The organism is Pseudomonas sp. Tn43, from assembly GCF_014192635.1.
Lineage (GTDB): Bacteria > Pseudomonadota > Gammaproteobacteria > Pseudomonadales > Pseudomonadaceae > Aquipseudomonas.
The window spans coordinates 23253-43542 of record NZ_JACHYG010000009.1 but is presented as its reverse complement, the minus strand read 5'-3'; the positions used below and the strand labels follow the sequence as shown (position 1 = coordinate 43542).

19 protein-coding genes are annotated in these 20290 nt (G+C 57.8%); 5 read left to right on the top strand and 14 right to left on the bottom strand.

The window, feature by feature from the left end; all coding sequences use genetic code 11:
• Nucleotides 1-60: 60 nt before the first annotated feature.
• On the bottom strand, nucleotides 61-690 hold the full coding sequence (gene rlmE, locus FHW68_RS21615; protein WP_007900501.1) for a 23S rRNA (uridine(2552)-2'-O)-methyltransferase RlmE: 630 nt from the start codon (nucleotides 688-690) through the stop codon (nucleotides 61-63).
• Between the two features lie 101 nt (nucleotides 691-791).
• Between rlmE and FHW68_RS21610 the strand changes: the two genes are divergently transcribed.
• Nucleotides 792-1100 carry a YhbY family RNA-binding protein gene (locus tag FHW68_RS21610; RefSeq protein WP_007900503.1) on the top strand — a complete coding sequence of 103 codons (309 nt, stop codon included), beginning with the start codon at nucleotides 792-794 and terminating at the stop codon, nucleotides 1098-1100.
• A 9-nt stretch (nucleotides 1101-1109) separates the two neighbouring features.
• On the opposite strand, the gene FHW68_RS21605 is transcribed toward FHW68_RS21610, so the two are convergent.
• The 8 genes from FHW68_RS21605 to grpE all read right to left on the bottom strand — a co-directional run bounded on the left by FHW68_RS21605 (nucleotide 1110) and on the right by grpE (nucleotide 11575).
• Nucleotides 1110-1514, bottom strand: coding sequence for an MFS transporter (locus tag FHW68_RS21605; RefSeq protein ID WP_183683037.1), 405 nt, complete (start codon nucleotides 1512-1514; stop codon nucleotides 1110-1112).
• A 28-nt stretch (nucleotides 1515-1542) separates the two neighbouring features.
• On the bottom strand, nucleotides 1543-2019 hold the full coding sequence (greA, locus tag FHW68_RS21600) for a transcription elongation factor GreA (protein ID WP_007942892.1): 477 nt from the start codon (nucleotides 2017-2019) through the stop codon (nucleotides 1543-1545).
• Complete coding sequence (gene carB, locus FHW68_RS21595; protein WP_095631222.1) at nucleotides 2016-5237, bottom strand: carbamoyl-phosphate synthase large subunit; 3222 nt, start codon at nucleotides 5235-5237, stop codon at nucleotides 2016-2018. The genes greA and carB overlap by 4 nt, the downstream gene beginning before the upstream one ends.
• 117 nt (nucleotides 5238-5354) lie before the next feature.
• On the bottom strand, nucleotides 5355-6491 hold the full coding sequence (carA, locus tag FHW68_RS21590) for a glutamine-hydrolyzing carbamoyl-phosphate synthase small subunit (protein WP_095631221.1): 1137 nt from the start codon (nucleotides 6489-6491) through the stop codon (nucleotides 5355-5357).
• Nucleotides 6492-6750: 259 nt separating this feature from the next.
• Nucleotides 6751-7557, bottom strand: a complete 807-nt coding sequence (gene dapB / locus FHW68_RS21585) for a 4-hydroxy-tetrahydrodipicolinate reductase (protein ID WP_095631220.1) — start codon at nucleotides 7555-7557, stop codon at nucleotides 6751-6753.
• A gap of 9 nt (nucleotides 7558-7566) precedes the next feature.
• The gene (gene dnaJ, locus FHW68_RS21580; protein ID WP_095631219.1) at nucleotides 7567-8691 is read right to left on the bottom strand and encodes a molecular chaperone DnaJ; all 1125 of its coding nucleotides are present in this window, start codon (nucleotides 8689-8691) and stop codon (nucleotides 7567-7569) included.
• A 298-nt stretch (nucleotides 8692-8989) separates the two neighbouring features.
• Complete coding sequence (gene dnaK / locus FHW68_RS21575; RefSeq protein ID WP_183683034.1) at nucleotides 8990-10906, bottom strand: molecular chaperone DnaK; 1917 nt, start codon at nucleotides 10904-10906, stop codon at nucleotides 8990-8992.
• A 102-nt stretch (nucleotides 10907-11008) separates the two neighbouring features.
• A complete protein-coding gene (gene grpE / locus FHW68_RS21570; RefSeq protein ID WP_095631217.1) occupies nucleotides 11009-11575 on the bottom strand; it encodes a nucleotide exchange factor GrpE in 567 nt (188 codons plus the stop codon).
• A 241-nt stretch (nucleotides 11576-11816) separates the two neighbouring features.
• Here grpE and recN point away from each other — a divergent pair, with 241 nt between their 5' ends.
• Nucleotides 11817-13490 (top strand): DNA repair protein RecN, encoded by a 1674-nt coding sequence (gene recN / locus FHW68_RS21565; RefSeq protein WP_183683030.1) that lies wholly within the window; start codon nucleotides 11817-11819, stop codon nucleotides 13488-13490.
• Nucleotides 13491-13565: 75 nt separating this feature from the next.
• Here recN and fur read toward each other — a convergent pair whose 3' ends face one another.
• A complete protein-coding gene (fur, locus tag FHW68_RS21560) occupies nucleotides 13566-13970 on the bottom strand; it encodes a ferric iron uptake transcriptional regulator (protein WP_003197684.1) in 405 nt (134 codons plus the stop codon).
• Between the two features lie 97 nt (nucleotides 13971-14067).
• Here fur and FHW68_RS21555 point away from each other — a divergent pair, with 97 nt between their 5' ends.
• On the top strand, nucleotides 14068-14595 hold the full coding sequence (locus FHW68_RS21555) for an outer membrane protein assembly factor BamE (protein WP_007900538.1): 528 nt from the start codon (nucleotides 14068-14070) through the stop codon (nucleotides 14593-14595).
• 61 nt (nucleotides 14596-14656) lie between these two features.
• Here the strand turns inward: FHW68_RS21555 and FHW68_RS21550 are convergent, their stop codons facing one another.
• From FHW68_RS21550 to FHW68_RS21540, 3 genes are read right to left on the bottom strand one after another with little or no spacing between them, the layout of a single operon-like run.
• Nucleotides 14657-14971 carry an RnfH family protein gene (locus tag FHW68_RS21550; protein ID WP_183683027.1) on the bottom strand — a complete coding sequence of 105 codons (315 nt, stop codon included), beginning with the start codon at nucleotides 14969-14971 and terminating at the stop codon, nucleotides 14657-14659.
• Nucleotides 14964-15398 (bottom strand): type II toxin-antitoxin system RatA family toxin, encoded by a 435-nt coding sequence (locus FHW68_RS21545; protein ID WP_095631214.1) that lies wholly within the window; start codon nucleotides 15396-15398, stop codon nucleotides 14964-14966. Before FHW68_RS21545 ends, FHW68_RS21550 begins: the two co-directional genes overlap by 8 nt.
• Nucleotides 15399-15405: 7 nt before the next feature.
• Nucleotides 15406-16809, bottom strand: coding sequence for a sodium-dependent transporter (locus tag FHW68_RS21540; RefSeq protein WP_095631213.1), 1404 nt, complete (start codon nucleotides 16807-16809; stop codon nucleotides 15406-15408).
• Nucleotides 16810-16927: 118 nt separating this feature from the next.
• On the opposite strand from FHW68_RS21540, the gene smpB reads away from it, so the two are divergent.
• Nucleotides 16928-17410 (top strand): SsrA-binding protein SmpB, encoded by a 483-nt coding sequence (smpB, locus tag FHW68_RS21535; protein ID WP_095055592.1) that lies wholly within the window; start codon nucleotides 16928-16930, stop codon nucleotides 17408-17410.
• A gap of 52 nt (nucleotides 17411-17462) precedes the next feature.
• On the opposite strand, the gene FHW68_RS21530 is transcribed toward smpB, so the two are convergent.
• Nucleotides 17463-18230 carry a GntR family transcriptional regulator gene (locus FHW68_RS21530; RefSeq protein ID WP_095631212.1) on the bottom strand — a complete coding sequence of 256 codons (768 nt, stop codon included), beginning with the start codon at nucleotides 18228-18230 and terminating at the stop codon, nucleotides 17463-17465.
• Nucleotides 18231-18491: 261 nt separating this feature from the next.
• Between FHW68_RS21530 and FHW68_RS21525 the strand changes: the two genes are divergently transcribed.
• Entirely contained in the window at nucleotides 18492-20183 is a 1692-nt protein-coding gene (locus tag FHW68_RS21525) for a lactate permease LctP family transporter (protein ID WP_095631211.1), read from the top strand.
• Nucleotides 20184-20290 lie beyond the last annotated feature (107 nt).

Sequence of the window (20290 nt, the reverse complement as noted above, 5' to 3'; positions counted from 1 at the left end):
TTCGCTAATGCTCACGGGACGAAATACGAAAAACCTATCGACCCGCAAAAAAACCTCGATTTACTCACTACGGCCGCGGTAGCCCCATGCCAGCATGTATTGCTCGCGGGAACTGCCACGGGAAGAGTCCGGTTTGATCATCTGGACCTTGTCGAATTTCTGACGAGCGTCCTTCACGTAAGCATCAAACCCTTCACCCTGAAACACCTTGATCACGAAATTACCACCTGGCTTGAGTATCCGAGCCGCCAGATCAAGAGCCAGTTCACATAGAAACATGGCTTTTGGCATGTCCACCTCAGGCGTACCACTCATATTGGGGGCCATATCGGAAATCACAAGGTCCACCTGCGAATTACCCACGGCTTCAAGGATCTGAGCGAGCACTTCGTCCTGGGTGAAGTCACCCTGAATGAAAGTCACGTCCGGAATGCTGTCCATTTCCAGGATGTCCGAGGCGATCAGGCGCCCCTGACCACCGATCAGCCGACTAGTGACCTGCGACCAGCCGCCGGGTGCCGCACCCAGGTCGACAACGCTCATACCAGGACGGATGAGCTTGTATTTCTCCTGGACCTCCAGAAGCTTGTAACTCGCACGCGAGCGGTAACCATCCTTCTGCGCCTGCTTCACATAGGGATCATTGACATGTCTTTTCAGCCAACCAAGGCTTGTCTTGGAACGCGCCATTGGGCACCTCGATGATAAGGGTCGTGATTAATTGGGCGGATCCACGAACCCTCGGGTAAAATGGCCGCCATTTTACAGAATCCAGACTAAAGGGTCAGATTATGCCGCTCACTCAAGAGCAGAAGAAACAGTACAAATCCATTGGCCACCATCTGAAACCAGTTTTAATTGTGGCTGACAACGGTTTGACTGAAGGTGTGTTAGCCGAACTTGAACGTGCTTTGGCGGATCACGAGCTGATCAAGATCAAGCTCAACATCCTCGATCGCGAATCGCGCCTGGCAGCCATTGCAGAACTCTGCAAGGCCGGCAAAGCCGATCTGGTTCAAGTCATCGGCAAGATGGCACTGATTTACCGCAAGAACTTCAGCGTCAACAAGCAGTTGTCGAACGTCCATCGCTTCAAGTGATGACAAGGGTCAAGGGTGTGCTTCGCGCACCCTCGCACTCCATCCCGGCACCGGCTGCATCACCAGCACCAGCCCGGAAAATCCCAGAACAAGATAGCTGAACAGCTGCCATTGCGCCGCCTGCGGCCAGCCGAGATGGACCGCGAAATACATCGCGCCCCCATACGACGCCATCATCAGCAGTTGCCCACGAATATCGCGCCATAGACTGGCAAGGCCCTCGGCCTGAACCAGCACCAAAGCCTGAAAAATCACACACACTGTGGCAAATCCCACCATCAGTGTATTCAGCATGCCTGCAATCTCGTCGATCAGCAGCGGCGCCAGGCCTATTCGCCCCAGCACCGGCAGCAGACCGATGTGCAACAGCCACAGACCCCCAACCCACAACATTTGGGTCAGTTGCCAAAGCATGGCGCCCGCACGTAGCGGGCGCCTTCTTTCAGAGGTGGCGGACTTCGACAATCTCGTACTCGATAACGCCACCTGGCGTTTTCACGGCAACCACATCACCCTCTTCCTTGGCGATCAAGGCGCGAGCCAGTGGCGAACCCACGGAAATCTTGCCGAGTTTGAAGTCAGCCTCATCCTCACCCACGATGTGGTAAGTGACGCGCTCATCCGTCTCGACGTTGGCGATTTCAACGGTAGTGCCGAAAATCACTTTGCCAGTATGAGGAATGGTCGTGACATCGATGATGACCTGATTCTGAATCCGGCCTTCGATGTCACGAATCCGCGCCTCGACCATACCTTGCTGCTCGCGAGCAGCGTGGTATTCGGCGTTTTCTTTCAAGTCACCCAACTCGCGGGCCGTACCGATGTCCTGGCTGAGCTTCGGACGGACGACCTTGGTCAGGTGAGCGTGCTCTTCTTCCAGGGCTTTCGCGCCCTGGACGGTCATTGGGTATTTGATCATGCCTTCAATCCTGCGTGTAAATCCTGCAAGCGGCGTACGGTCTTCTCAGGACCGAACTTCAGCGCTTCACAGATAGCTTCGCCTGCAGCAATGGTAGTGGTGCAGTAGATTTTGTGCTGCAAGGCATTGCGACGAATGGAGTAGGAATCGGCGATCGACTGGCGACCTTCGGTGGTGTTGATGATCAGGGTGACTTCGTCATTCTTGATCATGTCGACCACGTGCGGACGCCCCTCGGTCACTTTGTTCACGCGACGCACTTTCAGGCCTGCGGCTTCAATCAGCTTGGCAGTACCGGCAGTGGCGACCACTTCAAAGCCCAAGTTGATCAGATCACGAGCCACGCCTGCAACCAGCGGCTTGTCATCATCACGCACACTGATGAACGCGGTACCGCCAGTCGGCAGCACTTCGCTGGCACCCATCTGGGCTTTGGCAAAGGCTTCGCCAAAGGTATCGCCCACGCCCATCACTTCACCGGTGGACTTCATCTCCGGGCCCAGGATCGGGTCCACACCAGGGAATTTGGCGAATGGGAATACCGCCTCTTTCACGCTGTAGAAGTTCGGAATGATTTCCTTGGTGAAACCCAACTCTTTCAGGGTTTTACCCGCCATCACGCGCGCAGCGATCATCGCCAGGGAAACACCGATGCACTTGGACACGAACGGCACGGTACGGGAGGCACGCGGGTTGACTTCGATGACGTAGATGTCTTCGCCTTGCAGCGCCAACTGAACATTCATCAGGCCGACCACGCCCAGTTCCAGGGCCATCTTCTTGACCTGTTCGCGCATCTCGTCCTGGATGTGAGCAGGCAGCGAGTACGGCGGCAGGGAGCACGCGGAGTCACCGGAGTGAACGCCGGCCTGCTCGATGTGCTGCATGATCGCGCCGATCACCACGTCTTTGCCGTCGCAGACCGCATCGACGTCCATTTCGATGGCACAGTTGAGGAAGTGATCCAGCAGCACCGGGCTGTCGTTGGACACTTGAACCGCTTCGCGCAGATAGCGCTTGAGTTCTTCTTCTTCGTAGACGATTTCCATCGCACGGCCGCCCAGTACATAGGACGGGCGCACCACCAGCGGGTAACCGATCTTGCTGGCCGCACGAATTGCTTCGTCTTCGCTGCGCACGGTGGCGTTTGGCGGCTGACGCAGGTTCAGGCGCTGGACCATCTGCTGGAAGCGCTCACGATCTTCGGCACGGTCGATGGCGTCAGGGCTGGTGCCGATGATCGGCACGCCAGCAGCTTCCAGGGCACGCGCCAGTTTAAGCGGGGTCTGGCCGCCATACTGGACGATCACGCCTTTTGGCTTTTCGACGCGGACGATTTCCAGCACGTCTTCCAGAGTCACTGGCTCGAAGTACAGGCGATCGGAGGTGTCGTAGTCGGTGGAAACGGTTTCCGGGTTGCAGTTGACCATGATGGTCTCGTAACCATCATCGCGCAGGGCCAATGCCGCGTGTACGCAGCAGTAGTCGAACTCGATGCCCTGGCCGATACGGTTCGGACCGCCGCCCAGGATCATGATCTTGTCGCGACCCGATGGCGCGGCTTCGCACTCTTCCTCGTAGGTCGAGTAGAGGTAAGCCGTATCGGTGGCGAATTCGGCAGCGCAGGTGTCGACGCGCTTGTAGACCGGGAAGACTTCCAGCTTGTGACGGTGAGCACGCAGGCTCTTCTCGGTCACACCCAGCAATTTGGCCAGGCGCATGTCGGAGAAGCCTTTGCGCTTGAGGCGGAACATCAGATCGCGATCAATGCTGGTCAGGCCCAGGGTTTTGACCTTCTCTTCGTCCTTGATCAGATCTTCCATCTGCACCAGGAACCAAGGATCGATCATGGTCATGCCGAAGATATCTTCAACACTCATGCCCGCGCGCATGGCATCCGCCACATACCAGATCCGCTCGGCGCCTGGCACGGTCAGCTCGCGCTTGAGCACGCTCATGCTTTCCGGGTTGCCCAGGTCGACCTTCTCGTCCAGACCGCAAACGCCCACTTCCAGACCGCGCAGGGCTTTCTGCAAGGATTCCTGGAAAGTACGGCCGATGGCCATGACTTCACCCACCGACTTCATCTGAGTGGTCAGGCGCGCGTCAGCCTTGGCGAACTTCTCGAAGGCGAAACGTGGCAGCTTGGTGACGACGTAGTCGATGGACGGCTCGAAGGACGCCGGAGTCTTGCCGCCGGTGATGTCGTTCGACAGCTCGTCGAGGGTGTAACCCACAGCCAGCTTGGCCGCGACCTTGGCGATCGGAAAGCCAGTGGCTTTCGAAGCCAGTGCCGAGGAACGGGACACCCGAGGGTTCATCTCGATCACGACCATGCGACCGGTGTTCGGACAGATACCGAATTGAACGTTGGAACCGCCAGTCTCGACGCCGATCTCGCGCAGTACCGCCAGGGAGGCGTTACGCAAGATCTGGTATTCCTTGTCGGTCAGGGTCTGTGCTGGCGCAACTGTGATCGAGTCACCGGTGTGCACGCCCATCGGGTCGAAGTTTTCGATGGAGCAGACGATGATGCAGTTGTCCTTCTTATCGCGGACAACCTCCATCTCATATTCTTTCCAGCCAATCAGCGATTCGTCGATCAGCAGCTCTTTGGTCGGCGACAGGTCCAGACCGCGGGCGCAGATTTCTTCGAACTCTTCACGGTTGTAAGCGATACCGCCACCGGTGCCGCCCATGGTGAAGGACGGACGAATGATGCACGGAAAGCCCAGGCGCTCGAGAACCGCGTTGGCCTCTTCCATGCTGTGGGCGATACCCGAACGCGGGCAATCCAGACCGATGGATTTCATCGCCTTGTCGAAGCGCGAACGGTCTTCGGCCTTATCGATAGTGTCAGCATTGGCGCCGATCATTTCTACGCCGAACTTCTCCAGAACGCCTTCGCGCTCCAGGTCCAGGGCGCAGTTCAGGGCGGTCTGGCCACCCATGGTTGGCAACAGCGCGTCCGGACGCTCTTTCTCGATGATCTTGGCAACGGTCTGCCACTTGATCGGCTCGATGTAAGTGGCGTCTGCCATGGCCGGGTCGGTCATGATGGTCGCCGGGTTGGAGTTGACCAGGATGACGCGGTAACCCTCCTCGCGCAGGGCTTTACAGGCCTGGGCGCCGGAGTAATCGAATTCGCAGGCCTGGCCGATCACGATCGGGCCAGCGCCGAGAATCAGGATGCTTTTAATGTCTGTACGTTTTGGCATGGGTTGTCACTCAAATCCGCAGGTCAGTCGGCAAGCCGTCTTGTTCAATCCATGAAGCCTTGAGGGGGCCACCGTTTTCGGGACCGCCCTCAGGCTTCGCTACATCAGGGCGAGCGATTAGCGTCGCTTGGCCATTTCGTTGATGAAGCGATCAAACAGTGGCGCTACGTCGTTCGGGCCGGGGCTGGCTTCAGGGTGACCCTGGAAGCTGAAGGCGCTCTTGTCGGTACGCTCGATGCCTTGCAGGGTGCCGTCGAACAGCGATTTGTGGATCGCCCGAACGTTGCCTGGCAGGGTCGCTTCGTCTACCGCAAAACCGTGGTTCTGGCTGGTGATCATCACCACACCGCTGTCCAGATCCTGAACCGGGTGGTTGGCACCGTGGTGGCCGTGGCCCATTTTCAGGGTCTTGGCGCCGGAGGCCAGAGCCAGCAGTTGGTGACCGAGGCAGATACCGAATACCGGGATCTCGGTTTCCAGCACTTCCTTGATTGCCTGAATCGCGTAGTCGCATGGCTCAGGGTCGCCCGGGCCGTTGGACAGGAACACGCCGTCCGGTTTCAGTGCCAGCGCTTCAGCGGCCGGAGTTTGCGCAGGTACCACGGTCACGCGGCAACCGCGCTCGACCAGCATGCGCAGGATGTTGACCTTGACGCCGTAGTCGTAGGCGACCACGTGGTACGGCAGATCGGAAGCGTCGATGGTCGCGTGGCTGTCGGTTTTCAAGTCCCAGACAGTCGAGCGCCACTCGTACTTTTCTTCGGTGCTGACGACTTTCGCCAGGTCCATGCCTTTGAGGCCAGGGAAACCCTGAGCGGCGGCAATGGCGGCTTCTTCGGAAATGTTGTCACCGGCCATGATGCAGCCGTTCTGCGCGCCTTTCTCACGCAGGATGCGTGTCAGGCGGCGGGTGTCGATACCGGCGATGGCCACCACATTGTTGGCCTTGAGGTAGTCGGACAAGGACATCGTGTTACGCCAGTTGCTCGCAACCAGTGGCAAGTCACGAATGACCAGGCCGGCCGACCAGACACGGTTCGACTCGGCGTCTTCCGGCGTGGTGCCGGTATTGCCGATGTGCGGGTAAGTCAGGGTAACGATCTGTTGGGCGTAGGAAGGATCGGTAAGGATTTCCTGATAGCCGGTCATTGCGGTGTTGAACACCACCTCACCAACGGTTTGACCGTCGGCTCCAATGGCTTCGCCGCGAAAAATGCTGCCATCAGCAAGGGCGAGTATGGCTGGCTTAGTCAAGAAGACCTCCCGTAAATAAAGCCTGAAAGGGCGATCGCAGGTTGTAAAAAAGCGGAGTGACGTATGGACACGTCACCCCGCTTCTTCATCGAATTATTCTGCGCGCTTTTAGTGGACACACTAAAGCTGTAGCTTACAGAAAAAGGCATTTTTGGTCTACCGCCAATGAGCCCTAAAGGCCGGAGAATGCGACAGGACGTCGCCAGGCGGAACAAAACCGGGTTCAAACGCCTGGTTTGAACCCGATTTCGGGCACATCTTACCGCAGGTCGAGCACGTCTTGCATGTCGTAAAGACCCGGCTCACGACCGTCCAGCCACAAAGCGGCACGTACCGCCCCCTTGGCGAAGGTCATACGGCTGGATGCCTTGTGTGTGATTTCCAGTCGTTCACCCTCGCAGGCGAAGAGCACCGTATGATCACCAACCACATCACCACCGCGAACAGTCGCGAAACCGATCGTTTCACGCTCACGCACACCGGTGTGACCTTCACGACCATAAACCGCAACTTTCTGCAGATCACGATCCAGCGCATTGGCGATCACTTCGCCCATGCGCAGAGCCGTGCCTGAAGGCGCATCGATCTTGTGCCGATGATGAGCCTCGATGATTTCGATGTCAGCGTCATCGCCCAGCACACGAGCCGCCATGTCGAGCAGCTTCAGCGACAGGTTGACACCGACACTGAAATTGGCCGCGAACACAATCGCAATATCCTTGCTCGCCTCGGCCAGCAACTGCTTCTGCGCCGCGTCCAGCCCAGTGGTACCGATCACCATGGATTTGCCCGCCTGACGGCAGAACTCCAGATTTTTCAGCATCACTTCCGGCAGCGTGAAGTCGATCAACACATCGAATTCATCGACTACCGCATCCAGCTTGCCGGACAGCGGCACACCGATTCGCCCCAGCGATGCCAGCTCACCGGCATCCACGCCAATCAGCGTGCTGCCGGGGCGCACTATGGCGGCCGTCAGGCCGGTCAGCGGCGCGCGCTGCTGCACCGCCTCGACCAGAATCTTGCCCATGCGCCCGGCAGCGCCCATCACAGCTATACGTCGCATGTCGACTCCTTACAAATCGCCGAAGAAGCGCTTCACACCTTCGAACCAACCGGTGGTTTTTGGCGAATGACTGTTGTCACCCGCCATGGAGTTGCGCAACTCTTCCAGCAGTTCGCGCTGACGACGACCCAGGTTGACCGGGGTTTCGACCACCACGCGACACATCAGGTCGCCAGCACCGCCACCACGAACCGGCGCGACACCTTTGCCGCGAACACGGAACTGCTTACCGGTCTGAGTCCCTTCCGGAATTCTCAGCTTGACCCGACCATCGAGGGTCGGAATCTCCAGCTCGCCGCCCAGCGCTGCATCAACGAAGCTGATTGGCACTTCGCAGAACAAGTGCTTGCCGTCACGCTGGAAAATCGCGTGCTCGCGCACATTGATCACCACGTACAGGTCGCCGGTCGGCCCACCCTGCGCACCCGCCTCGCCTTCGCCAGACAAGCGAATACGGTCGCCAGTATCGACACCGGCCGGCACTTTCACCGACAGGGTCTTGTACTCTTCGACTCGACCTTCGCCGCGGCAGGATTCGCACGGATCGGAAATGATCTTGCCCTGGCCATGGCAGCGCGGGCAGGTCTGCTGCACCGAAAAGAAGCCTTGCTGCATGCGTACCTGACCGATACCACCGCACGTCGGGCACGTGACCGGCGAGGAGCCTTTCTTGGCGCCCGAGCCATCGCACGGCTTGCAGTTGACCAGTGTTGGTACGCGGATATTCACGGTCGTGCCACGCACCGCTTCTTCCAGATTCAGCTCCAGGGTGTAACGCAGATCGCTGCCGCGCTGAGCGCCGCCACGAGCACCGCCGCGACCGCCACCGAAGAAGTCACTGAAGACATCGCCAAAGATGTCGGAAAAGTTCTGACCGCCAAAACCGGCACCGCCGCCACCCATGCTCGGATCGACACCGGCATGACCGTATTGATCATAGGCCGCGCGCTTGCTGGAATCAGACAGCACTTCGTAGGCCTCGTTGGCCTCCTTGAACATATCTTCCGACGCTTTGTCATCGGGATTACGGTCCGGGTGATGCTTCATCGCCAGACGACGGTAGGCCTTTTTCAGGTCCGCATCGCTTGAACCACGCTCAACACCCAATACTTCGTAATAGTCACGCTTTGCCATAAGTCTTTGCACTCTTAAGGACGTTCGGCAAACCCCTCCTGAGCCTCGCCAAACTCGTTGAGCCCCAATGCAGGCCCGGACCCAACTCACGTCAATTCAACGATCCTGGTCTTTGATTCAATACGGTACTTCTGGCTCGAAAAGCAGGAGCATTTCCGGCCATACCATCAGCACCCGAACGGTTGTCGCATGCTGTAAAAATTCTCTAACTCCAGACATGCCAACGCGGGAGCAAGCTCCCGCGCGGCGACATCCTACCAGTCACCGCCTGAAGGCAGTCAACCGGGCGACCAACAACTTACTTGTGGTCTTTAACCTCTTCGAACTCAGCATCCACGACGTCATCAGCTTTTTCGGCTTTTTCGTCTTGCGGTGCCGCGCCTTCAGCTGGCTGAGCCTGTTCGGCATACATTTTCTGAGCCACTGGCGCAGAAACCTTGGACAGCTCTTCAACCTTGGCTTCGATAGCAGCCTTGTCATCGCCTTTGATGGCGGTTTCCAGGGCAACTACAGCGGCTTCGATTGCAGACTTCTCTTCAGCGCTCACTTTATCGCCAGCATCAGCGACCATTTTGCGCGTCGAGTGGACCAGGGCATCGCCTTGGTTACGGGCACTGGCCAGCTCTTCGAACTTGCGATCTTCTTCAGCGTTCACTTCAGCATCGCGAACCATCTGCTGAATTTCTTCTTCGGACAGACCGGAGTTGGCCTTGATCACAATCGACTGAGTCTTGCCGGTAGCCTTGTCTTTCGCGCCGACGTGCAGGATGCCGTTGGCGTCGATGTCGAAGGTCACTTCGATTTGTGGCACGCCACGTGGCGCTGGCGGAATCTCGGCCAGGTCGAACTTGCCCAGGGACTTGTTCTGGGCGGCTTGCTTACGCTCACCTTGCAGGACGTGAATGGTCACTGCGCTCTGGTTGTCGTCGGCAGTCGAGAACACTTGCGATTTCTTGGTAGGAATCGTGGTGTTTTTCTCGATCAGCGCGGTCATCACGCCACCCATGGTTTCGATACCCAGGGTCAGCGGGCTGACGTCGAGCAGCAGAACGTCTTTCACGTCACCGGCCAATACTGCGCCCTGGATTGCAGCACCCATGGCAACTGCTTCGTCCGGGTTAACGTCTTTACGAGCTTCTTTACCAAAGAAGTCGGAAACCGCTTTCTGCACCATTGGCATACGGGTCTGACCGCCAACCAGAATCACGTCGTCGATCTTGCTGACGTCGATACCGGCATCTTTCATAGCGATGCGGCAAGGCTCCACGGTGCGCTGAACCAGGTCTTCAACCAGCGCTTCGAGCTTGGCGCGGGAGATTTTCACGTTCAAGTGCTTAGGACCGGTAGCGTCTGCAGTGATGTACGGCAGGTTCACGTCGGTCGACTGGCTGGAGGACAGTTCGATTTTGGCTTTCTCAGCGGCTTCTTTCAGGCGCTGCATGGCCAACGGGTCACCCTTGAGGTTCATGCCGCTTTCTTTCTTGAATTCGTCGACGAGGTAGTCGATCAGACGAATGTCAAAGTCTTCACCGCCCAGGAACGTGTCACCGTTGGTGGCCAACACTTCGAACTGGTGCTCGCCATCGACTTCGGCGATTTCGATCACGGAAACGTCGAAAGTACCGCCACCCAAGTCATAAACGATCACGGTGTGATCGCCTTTCGCCTTATCCATACCGTAGGCCAGTGCGGCTGCGGTTGGTTCGTTGATGATACGTTTAACGTCCAGCCCCGCGATGCGACCGGCATCTTTGGTGGCTTGACGCTGACTGTCGTTGAAGTAAGCCGGAACGGTGATCACCGCTTCGGTCACTGGCTCGCCGAGGTAGTCTTCGGCGGTCTTCTTCATTTTCTTCAGAATTTCAGCCGAAATTTGTGGCGGCGCCATTTTCTGGCCGTTTACTTCAACCCAGGCGTCGTTGTTGTCAGCCTTGACGATCTTGTAAGGGACCATCTGAATGTCTTTCTGTACAACTTCTTCGTCGAAACGACGACCGATCAGACGCTTCACCGCGTACAGGGTGTTATGCGGATTGGTCACTGCCTGACGCTTGGCCGACTGGCCAACCAGGATTTCACCGTCGTTGGCATAAGCGATGATCGACGGCGTGGTACGCGCGCCTTCAGCGTTTTCAATAACTTTGGCTTTGCCATTTTCCAGCACGGAGACGCAGGAGTTGGTAGTCCCCAGGTCGATACCGATAATTTTGCCCATGTTCACTCTCCCGAAACTTTGGATTTGGATGCCGCAGTAGTGGTGGCTGACCGCGGTAGCACTTAAACGCTTGACTTCTAAATGGGGGCCTTGCGGCTAATTTCAAGCCTGCTCGTCAATCGAAGGCGAAACCGGTGCAGGTGCCTTGCTGACCACGACCATGGCCGGGCGCAGCAGGCGGCCGTGAAGCTGATAGCCCTTCTGAAACACTTTGAGCACACTGTTTGGCTCGACGTCGGCGCTTTCCTGCATGGCCATTGCCTGATGATGCAAGGCATTGAAGGGTTCGCCCTCAGGGTCGATCGCTTCCAGGTGATAGCGCTTCAGGGTGTCCTGGAACATTTTCAGGGTCAGCTCGATCCCTTCGCGCATTGGACGAATGTTTTCGTCGTCAGGGTTGGACAGTTCAAGGCCGCGCTCCAGGCTGTCGATGATCGGCAGCAGGTCACCAGCGAACTTTTCCAGCGCGAATTTGTGAGCTTTTTCAACGTCCTGCTCGGCACGGCGGCGGACGTTCTGCAGATCGGCGGCTACACGCAAAGCCTGATCCTGCGCACCAGCCAATTGCTCTTCGAGCACTTGTACACGAGCCGCCAGGTCTTCACCCGAAGCCTCGGGGCCCTGGTTGGCGTCTAGATTCTGCGTATCCACTGTCTGTTCGTCAGCCATAGATTTCTCCTTCCGATATCGTCCGCGAGCTCAACTCGCGCTTCTGCCCCGGTATATGGGGCCGCAAAATTCAGCTTCAAGGGCTATTTGATGTTTGCCTCCACAAAAAACAGCCGCATAGTCATTCCTCATTGCACTAAGGATTTTCAATACTCAAGCAAATCGACCTAAGAGAGGGCATTGTCAGCCCGAAACAAAACACTGTATAAATAACCAGACCTAAAGCCTGGGAGCGGCCTTCATGCTGGTGCACCTGTCCGTACATAACTACGCCATCGTTGAACATCTCGATCTCGAACTCGATCGCGGGATGAGCGTGATCACAGGGGAAACCGGTGCCGGCAAGTCGATCATGCTCGACGCCCTGGGCCTGACCCTGGGCGATCGCGCCGACAGCGGCGTAGTCCGCCCCGGCGCCGACAAGGCCGATATCCTGGCCACCTTCGACCTGGTCGACATTCCAGAGGCCAGTGCCTGGCTGGCGGAGCGCGATCTCGAAAACGACGGCCCGTGCATTTTACGTCGAGTGATCACCGCTGAAGGACGCTCGCGTGGCTATATCAACGGAACCCCCTGCCCCCTCGGCGATTTGAAGGCCTTGGGCGAGTTGCTGATCGATATCCACAGTCAGCACGAACACCAGTCCCTGCTCAAAACCGATACCCATCGCCGCCTGCTCGACGAATACGCCGGCGCCACAGACCTTGCCCGCCAGGTGCAACTGGCCGCCCAACGCTGGCGCCAGACCCGCCAGGAACTGGAACGCCTTTCCAACTCCGGCGACGAACAACGTGCCCGCCATCAGTTGCTCAGCTATCAACTTGAAGAACTGGAAAACCTCGGCCTGGGCGAAACCGAGCTTGAACAGCTGGAACAGGAACACAAGAACCTGACCAACGCCGAAACCCTGCTGGGCATCTGCCGGCAAGTGGTCGAACAGTGCAGCGAAAGTGATTCCGGCAATGTACTGAATGCGCTTACCGCCAGCCTTAATCGCCTATCGAGCGTGAACAATTCGATCGGCGCCCTGGGTGAAGCCAGCAGCCTGCTGACCAGCGCACAGATTCAGGTTGAAGAAGCCGTCGGCGAGCTCAACCGCTTTCTCGACAATTTCGACGCCGATCCGGCGCGCCTTCAATACCTGGAAGAGCGCCTTGATGCCATCTACACCCTGGCGCGCAAACACCGTATCCAGCCGACCGAAGTCGCCGAGATGCAGCAGAAACTACTCGATGAACTCGAAACCCTGAATGCCAATGACGAATCCATCGAACGACTGAGCGATGAGCTGGCCTCCTATGCCCGCCATTATCAGGAGAAGGCGCGGGAACTGAGCGATCTGCGGCATCAAGCCTCAAACAGCCTGGCCAGCGCCGTAGAACTGGAAATCCAGCGCCTGGGTATGCCCGGCGGCCGCTTCACCATCGAACTGCGCCCCAACAACAGCGACGAGCTGCTGCCCAATGGGCTCGAACAAGTAGAGTTGCTGGTAAGCGCCAACCCGGGGCAGCCATTGAAAGCCCTGGCAAAAGTGGCGTCGGGTGGCGAACTCTCGCGTATCAGCCTGGCGATTCAGGTGATCACTGCACAGACCTCTCGCGTACCGACCCTGGTGTTTGACGAAGTGGACGTGGGTATCGGCGGCCCGACTGCCGAAATTGTCGGTCAATTGCTGCGAGGCCTCGGGGAGCGTGGGCAGGTTCTGACCGTGACTCACTTGCCGCAAGTGGCGGCGCAGGGGCATCAACATCTATTTGTGCACAAGGTCCGGGGCGAAGACGCTACCCATACAGCCGTCTCAAAACTGAGCAAGACCGATCGCGTTGAAGAAGTGGCGCGGATGCTGGGCGGCATCGATATCACCAAGGAATCACTGGCTCACGCCAAAAAAATGGTCGTGACCGCGAAAATTTAAGTACGGCAGACAGCACGAAGGCGACCCTGGGGTCGCCTTCGTTCGTTTCGCGAACCTGAAGTTCGCGCGACATGCTTACTTTTTCTTGCGTACGTACAGTACAAGATTGTGATCAACCATCTCGAAGCCATACTTGTCGACGATTGCTTTCTGCAGCCGCTCGATTTCTTCGTCGAAGAATTCGATCACTTCACTGGTCTCGACGTTGACCATGTGGTCGTGATGCTTGCCGTCGTCCAGCTCGAAGACCGCATGGCCTCCGTCGAAGTTGTGCCGCACCACAAGGCCAGCTGCCTCGAACTGGGTCAGTACACGGTAAACCGTGGCCAGACCGACGTCCTCACCAGCCTCCATCAGCGCCTTGTAGACATCCTCGGCACTCATGTGGCGTTGCTCGGCGGAATCGAGCATTTGCAGAATTTTGACCCGTGGAAGGGTCACTTTGAGGCCGGCTTTGCGTAGTTCGCTATTTTCAACCATGGTCAGCTTTCTCGCGATGCTGCTTCGCAGCTTCTCTTAATGCGGGTATGATCGGCGTTTACGTTGTCCCAGCCAAGATAGTGGAAGTCGCCCACCGATGCAAAACACCAAGCTCTTGCTAACCAGTTTCACCTTTGTGGGACTGCTCGCACTCGCCGGTTGTTCATTCCCCGGGGTTTACAAAATCGACATCCAGCAGGGCAATGTCGTCACGCAGGACATGATAGACCAGTTACGCCCGGGAATGACCCGCCGGCAAGTACGGTTTATCATGGGCAACCCTCTGCTGACCGACACGTTCCATGCCGATCGCTGGGATTATCTGTACAGCCTGCAACCAGGTGGCGGTGAACGCCAGCAGGAACGCATTAGCGTTATCTTCAACCCAAATGATCAACTTGTCAGCCTCTCTGGCGACTTCATGCCGGGCGTGAGCCGCGACGAAGCCATTCTCGGCAAGGACAGCGACACAACCGTGACCGCGCCAGCCGAAAATGCCGAGAAGCCGAAGCCAGAAAAACCGGTCAAGCCTGGGTCGTTGCTGGACCAGATCCAGAAGGACGTGGACAACGTGGAAACCGTTCCAGTCCCGACACCAGAACCGCTGGAAACCTCGCCGCAATAATTTGCGAGGCAATAAAAAACCCGGCATGTCCGGGTTTTTTATTGTCTGGCGTTTGACCGGGTCATTGATTCCGGGCTTTAGCCTCGGCAGCCTTGGCGGCGCGCAACCGGCGAACTTCTTTCGGATCGGCCAGCAACGGCCGGTAAATCTCCAGGCGATCACCTGCCTGAACCGGACGATTGGCCGGTTCAGCGATCACTTTGCCAAAGATCCCGACCGGACAACTGGCCAGATCCAGCTCAGGGAATTCGCTGTTCAGGCCGGACTCCAGCAACGCTTCTCGCACCGTTGTGCCCACCGGCACCGTTATGGTCAGCAATACCTGACGATCAACAACGGCATACACCACTTCGACCTTGATCATTGCCTCAACCATGCATCTGTTTCGCACGCTGGCAAAACGCGTCCATCAGCGTATTCGCCGCCTGATTGAACAAAGGCCCCAACGTCGCACGCACCAGCGGCCCCGAGTAGTCGAACGACAAATCCAGACTGATCTTGCAGGCCTTATCACCCAACGGCTTGAACACCCAGATGCCGTGCAGCTGGCTGAACGGACCTTCCTCGAGGTTCATCTCGATAGAACGCCCGGGCACCAGGGTGTTACGCGTCACGAAATGCTGACTAAGGCCACCCTTGGCCACGCCGACGCTGGCACGCATAAGCTGGGGAGTGCTTTCCAGGACTTGCGCCGACGAGCACCACGGCAAGAATTCCGGATAGCGGGCCACGTCGTTGACCAGGTCATAAAGCGCTTGCGCCGGATACGGCAGCAGGGCCGAACGTTGAATGTGTGTCGTCATGTCAGCGTTACTTCCACAGCTGGGCGGCAAACACTACAAGAATGCCGATGGGCGCCACATAGCGCATCAAGAACAGGGACAGGGCGAACAGCAGCGGACGACGGATCGACAATTCGTCGCGCACCGCTTCACGCCCCATCACCCAGCCCGCAAACATTACGAAACACAAACCACCGAGTGGCAACATGATCCGCGAAGTGAAGAAATCGATCACACCAAAGAAGTCCAGACCACCGGCTGCTCCCCATTGGTAGAGGTGGAACATCCCGCCTTCGTTCACGAAAAACCTGGCTTGCTTCCAGATATTGAAGGAGAACACGGTGCCCAGACCGACGAACCAGCAAGTAAATGCCAACCAGAAGGTGACCCAGGCGCGGCTGATCTTCGTGCGCTCAACCAAATAAGCCACCATCGGCTCGAGCAGGGAAATCGCCGAACTCCAGGCCGCGATCGCCACCAGTACAAAGAACACTACGCCCATCAACTGGCCGAACGCTACGTTACCAAAGGCAAATGGCAGGCTGACGAACATCAGGCCAGGGCCTTCGCTCGGGTTCAGGCCAGCAGCGAACACAATCGGAAACAATGCCAGACCGGCGACCAGAGAAACGAAAGTATCGAGCAGCGCCACTCCGACAACGGTGCCGGAAATCGACGAGCTCTTGGGCATATAAGCCCCGTAGATCATGATCGAACCGACGCCCACGCTCAGGGAAAAAAACGCGTGCCCCATGGCCGGCAGCAAGCCGTCGAGTACTTTTTCCGGATGGAAGTCGAACATGAAATGCACGCCCTCCATGAAATGGCCAGTGGTCATGCTGTAGCCCAGCAGGACAATCACCATCACGAACAGCAGCGGCATCATGATCCGCAGGCTGCGCTCCAGCCCGGCGACTACGCCTTTGGCGATTACCACGGCGGAGAGGAGCATGAAAGCGGTGTGCCAAAGTGTCAGGCGCCATGGATCGGCGATCACATTGCCAAAGTAGGCGCCGACCTGATCAGGGGTCGCGCCCTGGAAATCGCCACGCCCCATGTCAATGATGTAATCCAGCGACCAGCCGCCGACCACACTATAGAAAGACAGAATCAGCAGCGCCGTGATCATCCCGGCAAATGCACCCCAGGACCATTTCGCCGAATGCCCCGCTTCCAGCGCCAGGACCTTCAAGGCATTGGCCGGGCTCTGCCGCGCACGGCGACCGATCAGGGTTTCGGCCAGCATGACGGGCATACCGATCAGCGCGATACAGGCCAGGAACATCAGCACGAAGGCTCCGCCACCGTAGACGCCGACCATGTAAGGGAATTTCCAGATACTACCCAAACCCACGGCCGAACCGGTCGCGGCGAGTATGAAGACCCAGCGGCTAGCCCAACTGCCGTGGACAGAAACCTTGTCTGTCGACATCGTTATCACGCCCAAGCGTTCAAAAAAGAGGCCGCATTGTCCGGGATTCAATCAACCTGCTCAAGCACGTAGCGTCACCGTAGCCGACTCGCTTGCAACTCCCTATAATGCCGCCCCTATGGCTAAACAGAAGAAACACCCAACAGGGACCATCGCGCAGAATAAAAAGGCGCGACACGATTACTTCATCGAGCATAAGTTCGAGGCTGGTCTGGTCCTGGCCGGCTGGGAAGTAAAAAGTTTGCGGGCTAGCAAGCTACAACTGGTTGACAGTTACGTGCTGCTCAAAGATGGCGAAGCCTGGCTGCTCGGCAGCCACATTACGCCATTGACGACTGCCAGCACCCACGTCATCGCAGATCCGACCCGCACCCGAAAATTGCTGCTCAACCGGCGGGAGCTGGAAAAGCTGGCCGCTGCCGTGCAGCAAAAAGGTTACGCCTGCGTATGCCTTTCCTGGTACTGGAGCAAGCACATGGTCAAGTGCGAGATCGCTCTGGGCAAGGGCAAGAAGGAATACGACAAGCGTGATACCGAACGCGAGCGCGACGCCGGTCGTGAATTGCAGCGTGCGGTGCGAAACAAGGGCAAGGAAGATTAATTTTCCTACCTGATCTGATCGTTCCCACGCTCTGCGTGGGAACGATCATTGACTACATCCCCTTGCGCCGCTCCGCCCGAGCCACGCGCTGCACTTCCTGACGCACCTCTTCCAGCACTTCCTGCACATACAGAATGTGTCGACTGGAAACCTCCCGCGCCTGCTCCGCCTTGCCTTCGATAATCGCCAGGTACAACTCCCGATGCTGCGCAATCAGCATGTCGCGGGTTTCGGAGCGCTGTTTGTACATGCCGCCGATGTTGGTCACCACGTTGCGCTTGAGCAGGTCGAACAGCCCGCGAATGGTGTGCAGCAACACCGCGTTATGACTGGCTTCGGCGATCGCCAAGTGAAATCTTGCGTCCGCCGCGCCTTCTTCCAGCCGACTCACTTCGTCATGACGCGAATAGCAGTCTTGCAACTCGTCAAATGCCGCCGTCAATCGCTCGCGATCCACATCAGTGGCGCGCAATGCCGCGTAGTAAGCACAGGAGGCTTCCAGCGTATGACGAAACTCCAGCAAATCGCGCTGGGCCTCGGGGTTGCTTTCCAGCAAATGCAGCAGCGGATCGCTGAACGTCGAGCCCAGGGATTCCACCACATAGTTACCGCCGCCCTGACGACTGACCAGCAGCCCTTTGGCCGTCAGTTTCTGAATCGCTTCGCGCAACGAAGGGCGTGACACGCCGAACTGCTCGGCCAATGCACGCTCTGCCGGCAAGCGTTCGCCAGCCTTCAATGTGCCCTCGAGAATCATCTGCTCGAGCTGCTCGACAATATCGTCAGACAAACGGCGCTGCCGAATCTGATCAAACCCCATCACTCATTCTCCACAATCCCGGCGGCTCGCCGGGCTCTCTATTCTGGCCTATTGGCGCTGCACCAGCACCAACCAGACGACGTTTGATCGAACAGATCAGATGCGTTCTGCACCGCTCATTCGACAAAAGTTTTAGGGCGGCAAATTGACACACCGCATACAAGGCTTTTACCCTAGCCAACAGCGATTGTAAATTGGTATTACCAATTAACCAAGAACGCTGATCAGTGCCTGACCAACAACAATTAGGGGCCACCCCATATGCAAACCTGGCAACAGCTCTACAGCCCGCTCGGCAGTCTCGGCGTGTCCGCACTCGCGGCCGTCATTCCCATCGTATTTTTCTTCCTCGCTTTGGCCGTGTTCCGCCTTAAAGGCCACGTGGCTGGCAGCATCACCCTGGCGTTATCGATTGCAGTAGCCATCTTCGCGTTCCAGATGCCGGTCGATATGGCTTTCGCGGCTGCCGGATACGGCTTCGCCTACGGCTTATGGCCGATTGCGTGGATCATCGTGGCGGCGGTGTTCCTCTACAAACTGACGGTCAAGAGTGGCCAGTTCGAAGTGATCCGCAGCTCGGTACTGTCGATCACTGACGACCAACGCCTGCAAGTACTGCTGATCGGTTTCTGCTTCGGCGCCTTCCTGGAAGGTGCCGCCGGTTTCGGTGCCCCGGTAGCGATTACCGCCGCGCTGCTGGTCGGGCTGGGTTTCAACCCGCTGTACGCCGCCGGCCTGTGCCTGATCGCCAACACCGCGCCGGTAGCCTTTGGCGCCTTGGGGATTCCGATCATCGTCGCCGGGCAAGTCACCGGCATCGACGCGTTCAAGATCGGCGCCATGACCGGCCGTCAATTGCCATTGCTGTCGCTGTTCGTGCCGTTCTGGCTGGTGTTCATGATGGACGGCCTGCGCGGCGTTCGGGAAACCTGGCCGGCAGCCTTGGTCGCCGGCTTGAGCTTTGCCATTACCCAATACTTCACCTCGAACTTCATCGGCCCGGAATTGCCGGACATCACCTCGGCATTGGCCAGCCTGGTTTCCCTGACGCTATTCCTGAAAATCTGGCAGCCAAAACGCGCCGCCGGCCAACACATCGTCGGCGCTGTCTCGGCTTCCGTAGTGGCCAGCAGCGGTGGTTTCGGCCAGCCACGCACCACCGTGGCTTCGCCTTACAGTCTGGGGGAAATTTTCAAAGCCTGGTCGCCGTTCCTGATCCTCACCGTATTGGTCACCATCTGGACGCTGAAACCGTTCAAAGCGATGTTCGCTGCGGGCGGCTCGATGTATAGCTGGGTGTTCAACTTCGCGATCCCGCATCTGGATCAAATGGTGATCAAGGTCGCCCCGATCGTGACCGCCCCGACGGCGATTCCGGCGGTGTTCAAACTCGATCCGGTTTCCGCGACCGGCACGGCGATTTTCTTCTCCGCGCTGATTTCGATGCTGGTGCTGAAGATCAATCTGAAAACTGGTCTTACCACTTTTAAAGAGACTGTCTACGAGCTGCGCTGGCCGATTTTGTCCATCGGCATGGTGCTGGCCTTCGCCTTCGTCACCAACTATTCGGGCATGTCATCGACCATGGCTCTGGTACTGGCAGGCACAGGCGCGGCATTCCCGTTCTTCTCGCCATTCCTCGGCTGGCTCGGTGTGTTCCTGACCGGTTCCGATACCTCGTCCAACGCGCTGTTCAGTTCGCTGCAAGCGACCACCGCGCATCAGATCGGCGTCAACGACACCTTGCTGGTGGCCGCGAATACCAGCGGCGGCGTAACCGGCAAGATGATTTCGCCCCAATCGATCGCCGTGGCCTGCGCCGCGACCGGGTTGGTGGGCAAGGAATCGGATCTGTTCCGCTTCACACTCAAGCACAGCCTATTCTTTGCAGCGATCGTCGGCCTGATCACCTTGGCCCAGGCCTACTGGTTCACCGGCATGCTGGTGCACTAAGCACTACACGCGATACGGAAAAAACCGACGCCGGGTTACGCCCCCCGGCGTCAGCTATTCACAACCGGGTCTGCAAGGCTGCTGAAAGCTTCCCTCACTATATTCAG

What these genes read in the sequence shown, in the direction of transcription:
- rlmE (WP_007900501.1), bottom strand. Translation starts at nt 690, where the DNA reads ATGGCGCGTTCCAAGACAAGCCTTGGTTGGCTGAAAAGACATGTCAAT.
- FHW68_RS21610 (WP_007900503.1), top strand. Translation starts at nt 792, where the DNA reads ATGCCGCTCACTCAAGAGCAGAAGAAACAGTACAAATCCATTGGCCAC.
- FHW68_RS21605 (WP_183683037.1), bottom strand. Translation starts at nt 1,514, where the DNA reads ATGCTTTGGCAACTGACCCAAATGTTGTGGGTTGGGGGTCTGTGGCTG.
- greA (WP_007942892.1), bottom strand. Translation starts at nt 2,019, where the DNA reads ATGATCAAATACCCAATGACCGTCCAGGGCGCGAAAGCCCTGGAAGAA.
- carB (WP_095631222.1), bottom strand. Translation starts at nt 5,237, where the DNA reads ATGCCAAAACGTACAGACATTAAAAGCATCCTGATTCTCGGCGCTGGC.
- dapB (WP_095631220.1), bottom strand. Translation starts at nt 7,557, where the DNA reads ATGCGACGTATAGCTGTGATGGGCGCTGCCGGGCGCATGGGCAAGATT.
- dnaJ (WP_095631219.1), bottom strand. Translation starts at nt 8,691, where the DNA reads ATGGCAAAGCGTGACTATTACGAAGTATTGGGTGTTGAGCGTGGTTCA.
- dnaK (WP_183683034.1), bottom strand. Translation starts at nt 10,906, where the DNA reads ATGGGCAAAATTATCGGTATCGACCTGGGGACTACCAACTCCTGCGTC.
- grpE (WP_095631217.1), bottom strand. Translation starts at nt 11,575, where the DNA reads ATGGCTGACGAACAGACAGTGGATACGCAGAATCTAGACGCCAACCAG.
- recN (WP_183683030.1), top strand. Translation starts at nt 11,817, where the DNA reads ATGCTGGTGCACCTGTCCGTACATAACTACGCCATCGTTGAACATCTC.
- fur (WP_003197684.1), bottom strand. Translation starts at nt 13,970, where the DNA reads ATGGTTGAAAATAGCGAACTACGCAAAGCCGGCCTCAAAGTGACCCTT.
- FHW68_RS21555 (WP_007900538.1), top strand. Translation starts at nt 14,068, where the DNA reads ATGCAAAACACCAAGCTCTTGCTAACCAGTTTCACCTTTGTGGGACTG.
- FHW68_RS21550 (WP_183683027.1), bottom strand. Translation starts at nt 14,971, where the DNA reads ATGGTTGAGGCAATGATCAAGGTCGAAGTGGTGTATGCCGTTGTTGAT.
- FHW68_RS21545 (WP_095631214.1), bottom strand. Translation starts at nt 15,398, where the DNA reads ATGACGACACACATTCAACGTTCGGCCCTGCTGCCGTATCCGGCGCAA.
- FHW68_RS21540 (WP_095631213.1), bottom strand. Translation starts at nt 16,809, where the DNA reads ATGTCGACAGACAAGGTTTCTGTCCACGGCAGTTGGGCTAGCCGCTGG.
- smpB (WP_095055592.1), top strand. Translation starts at nt 16,928, where the DNA reads ATGGCTAAACAGAAGAAACACCCAACAGGGACCATCGCGCAGAATAAA.
- FHW68_RS21530 (WP_095631212.1), bottom strand. Translation starts at nt 18,230, where the DNA reads ATGGGGTTTGATCAGATTCGGCAGCGCCGTTTGTCTGACGATATTGTC.
- FHW68_RS21525 (WP_095631211.1), top strand. Translation starts at nt 18,492, where the DNA reads ATGCAAACCTGGCAACAGCTCTACAGCCCGCTCGGCAGTCTCGGCGTG.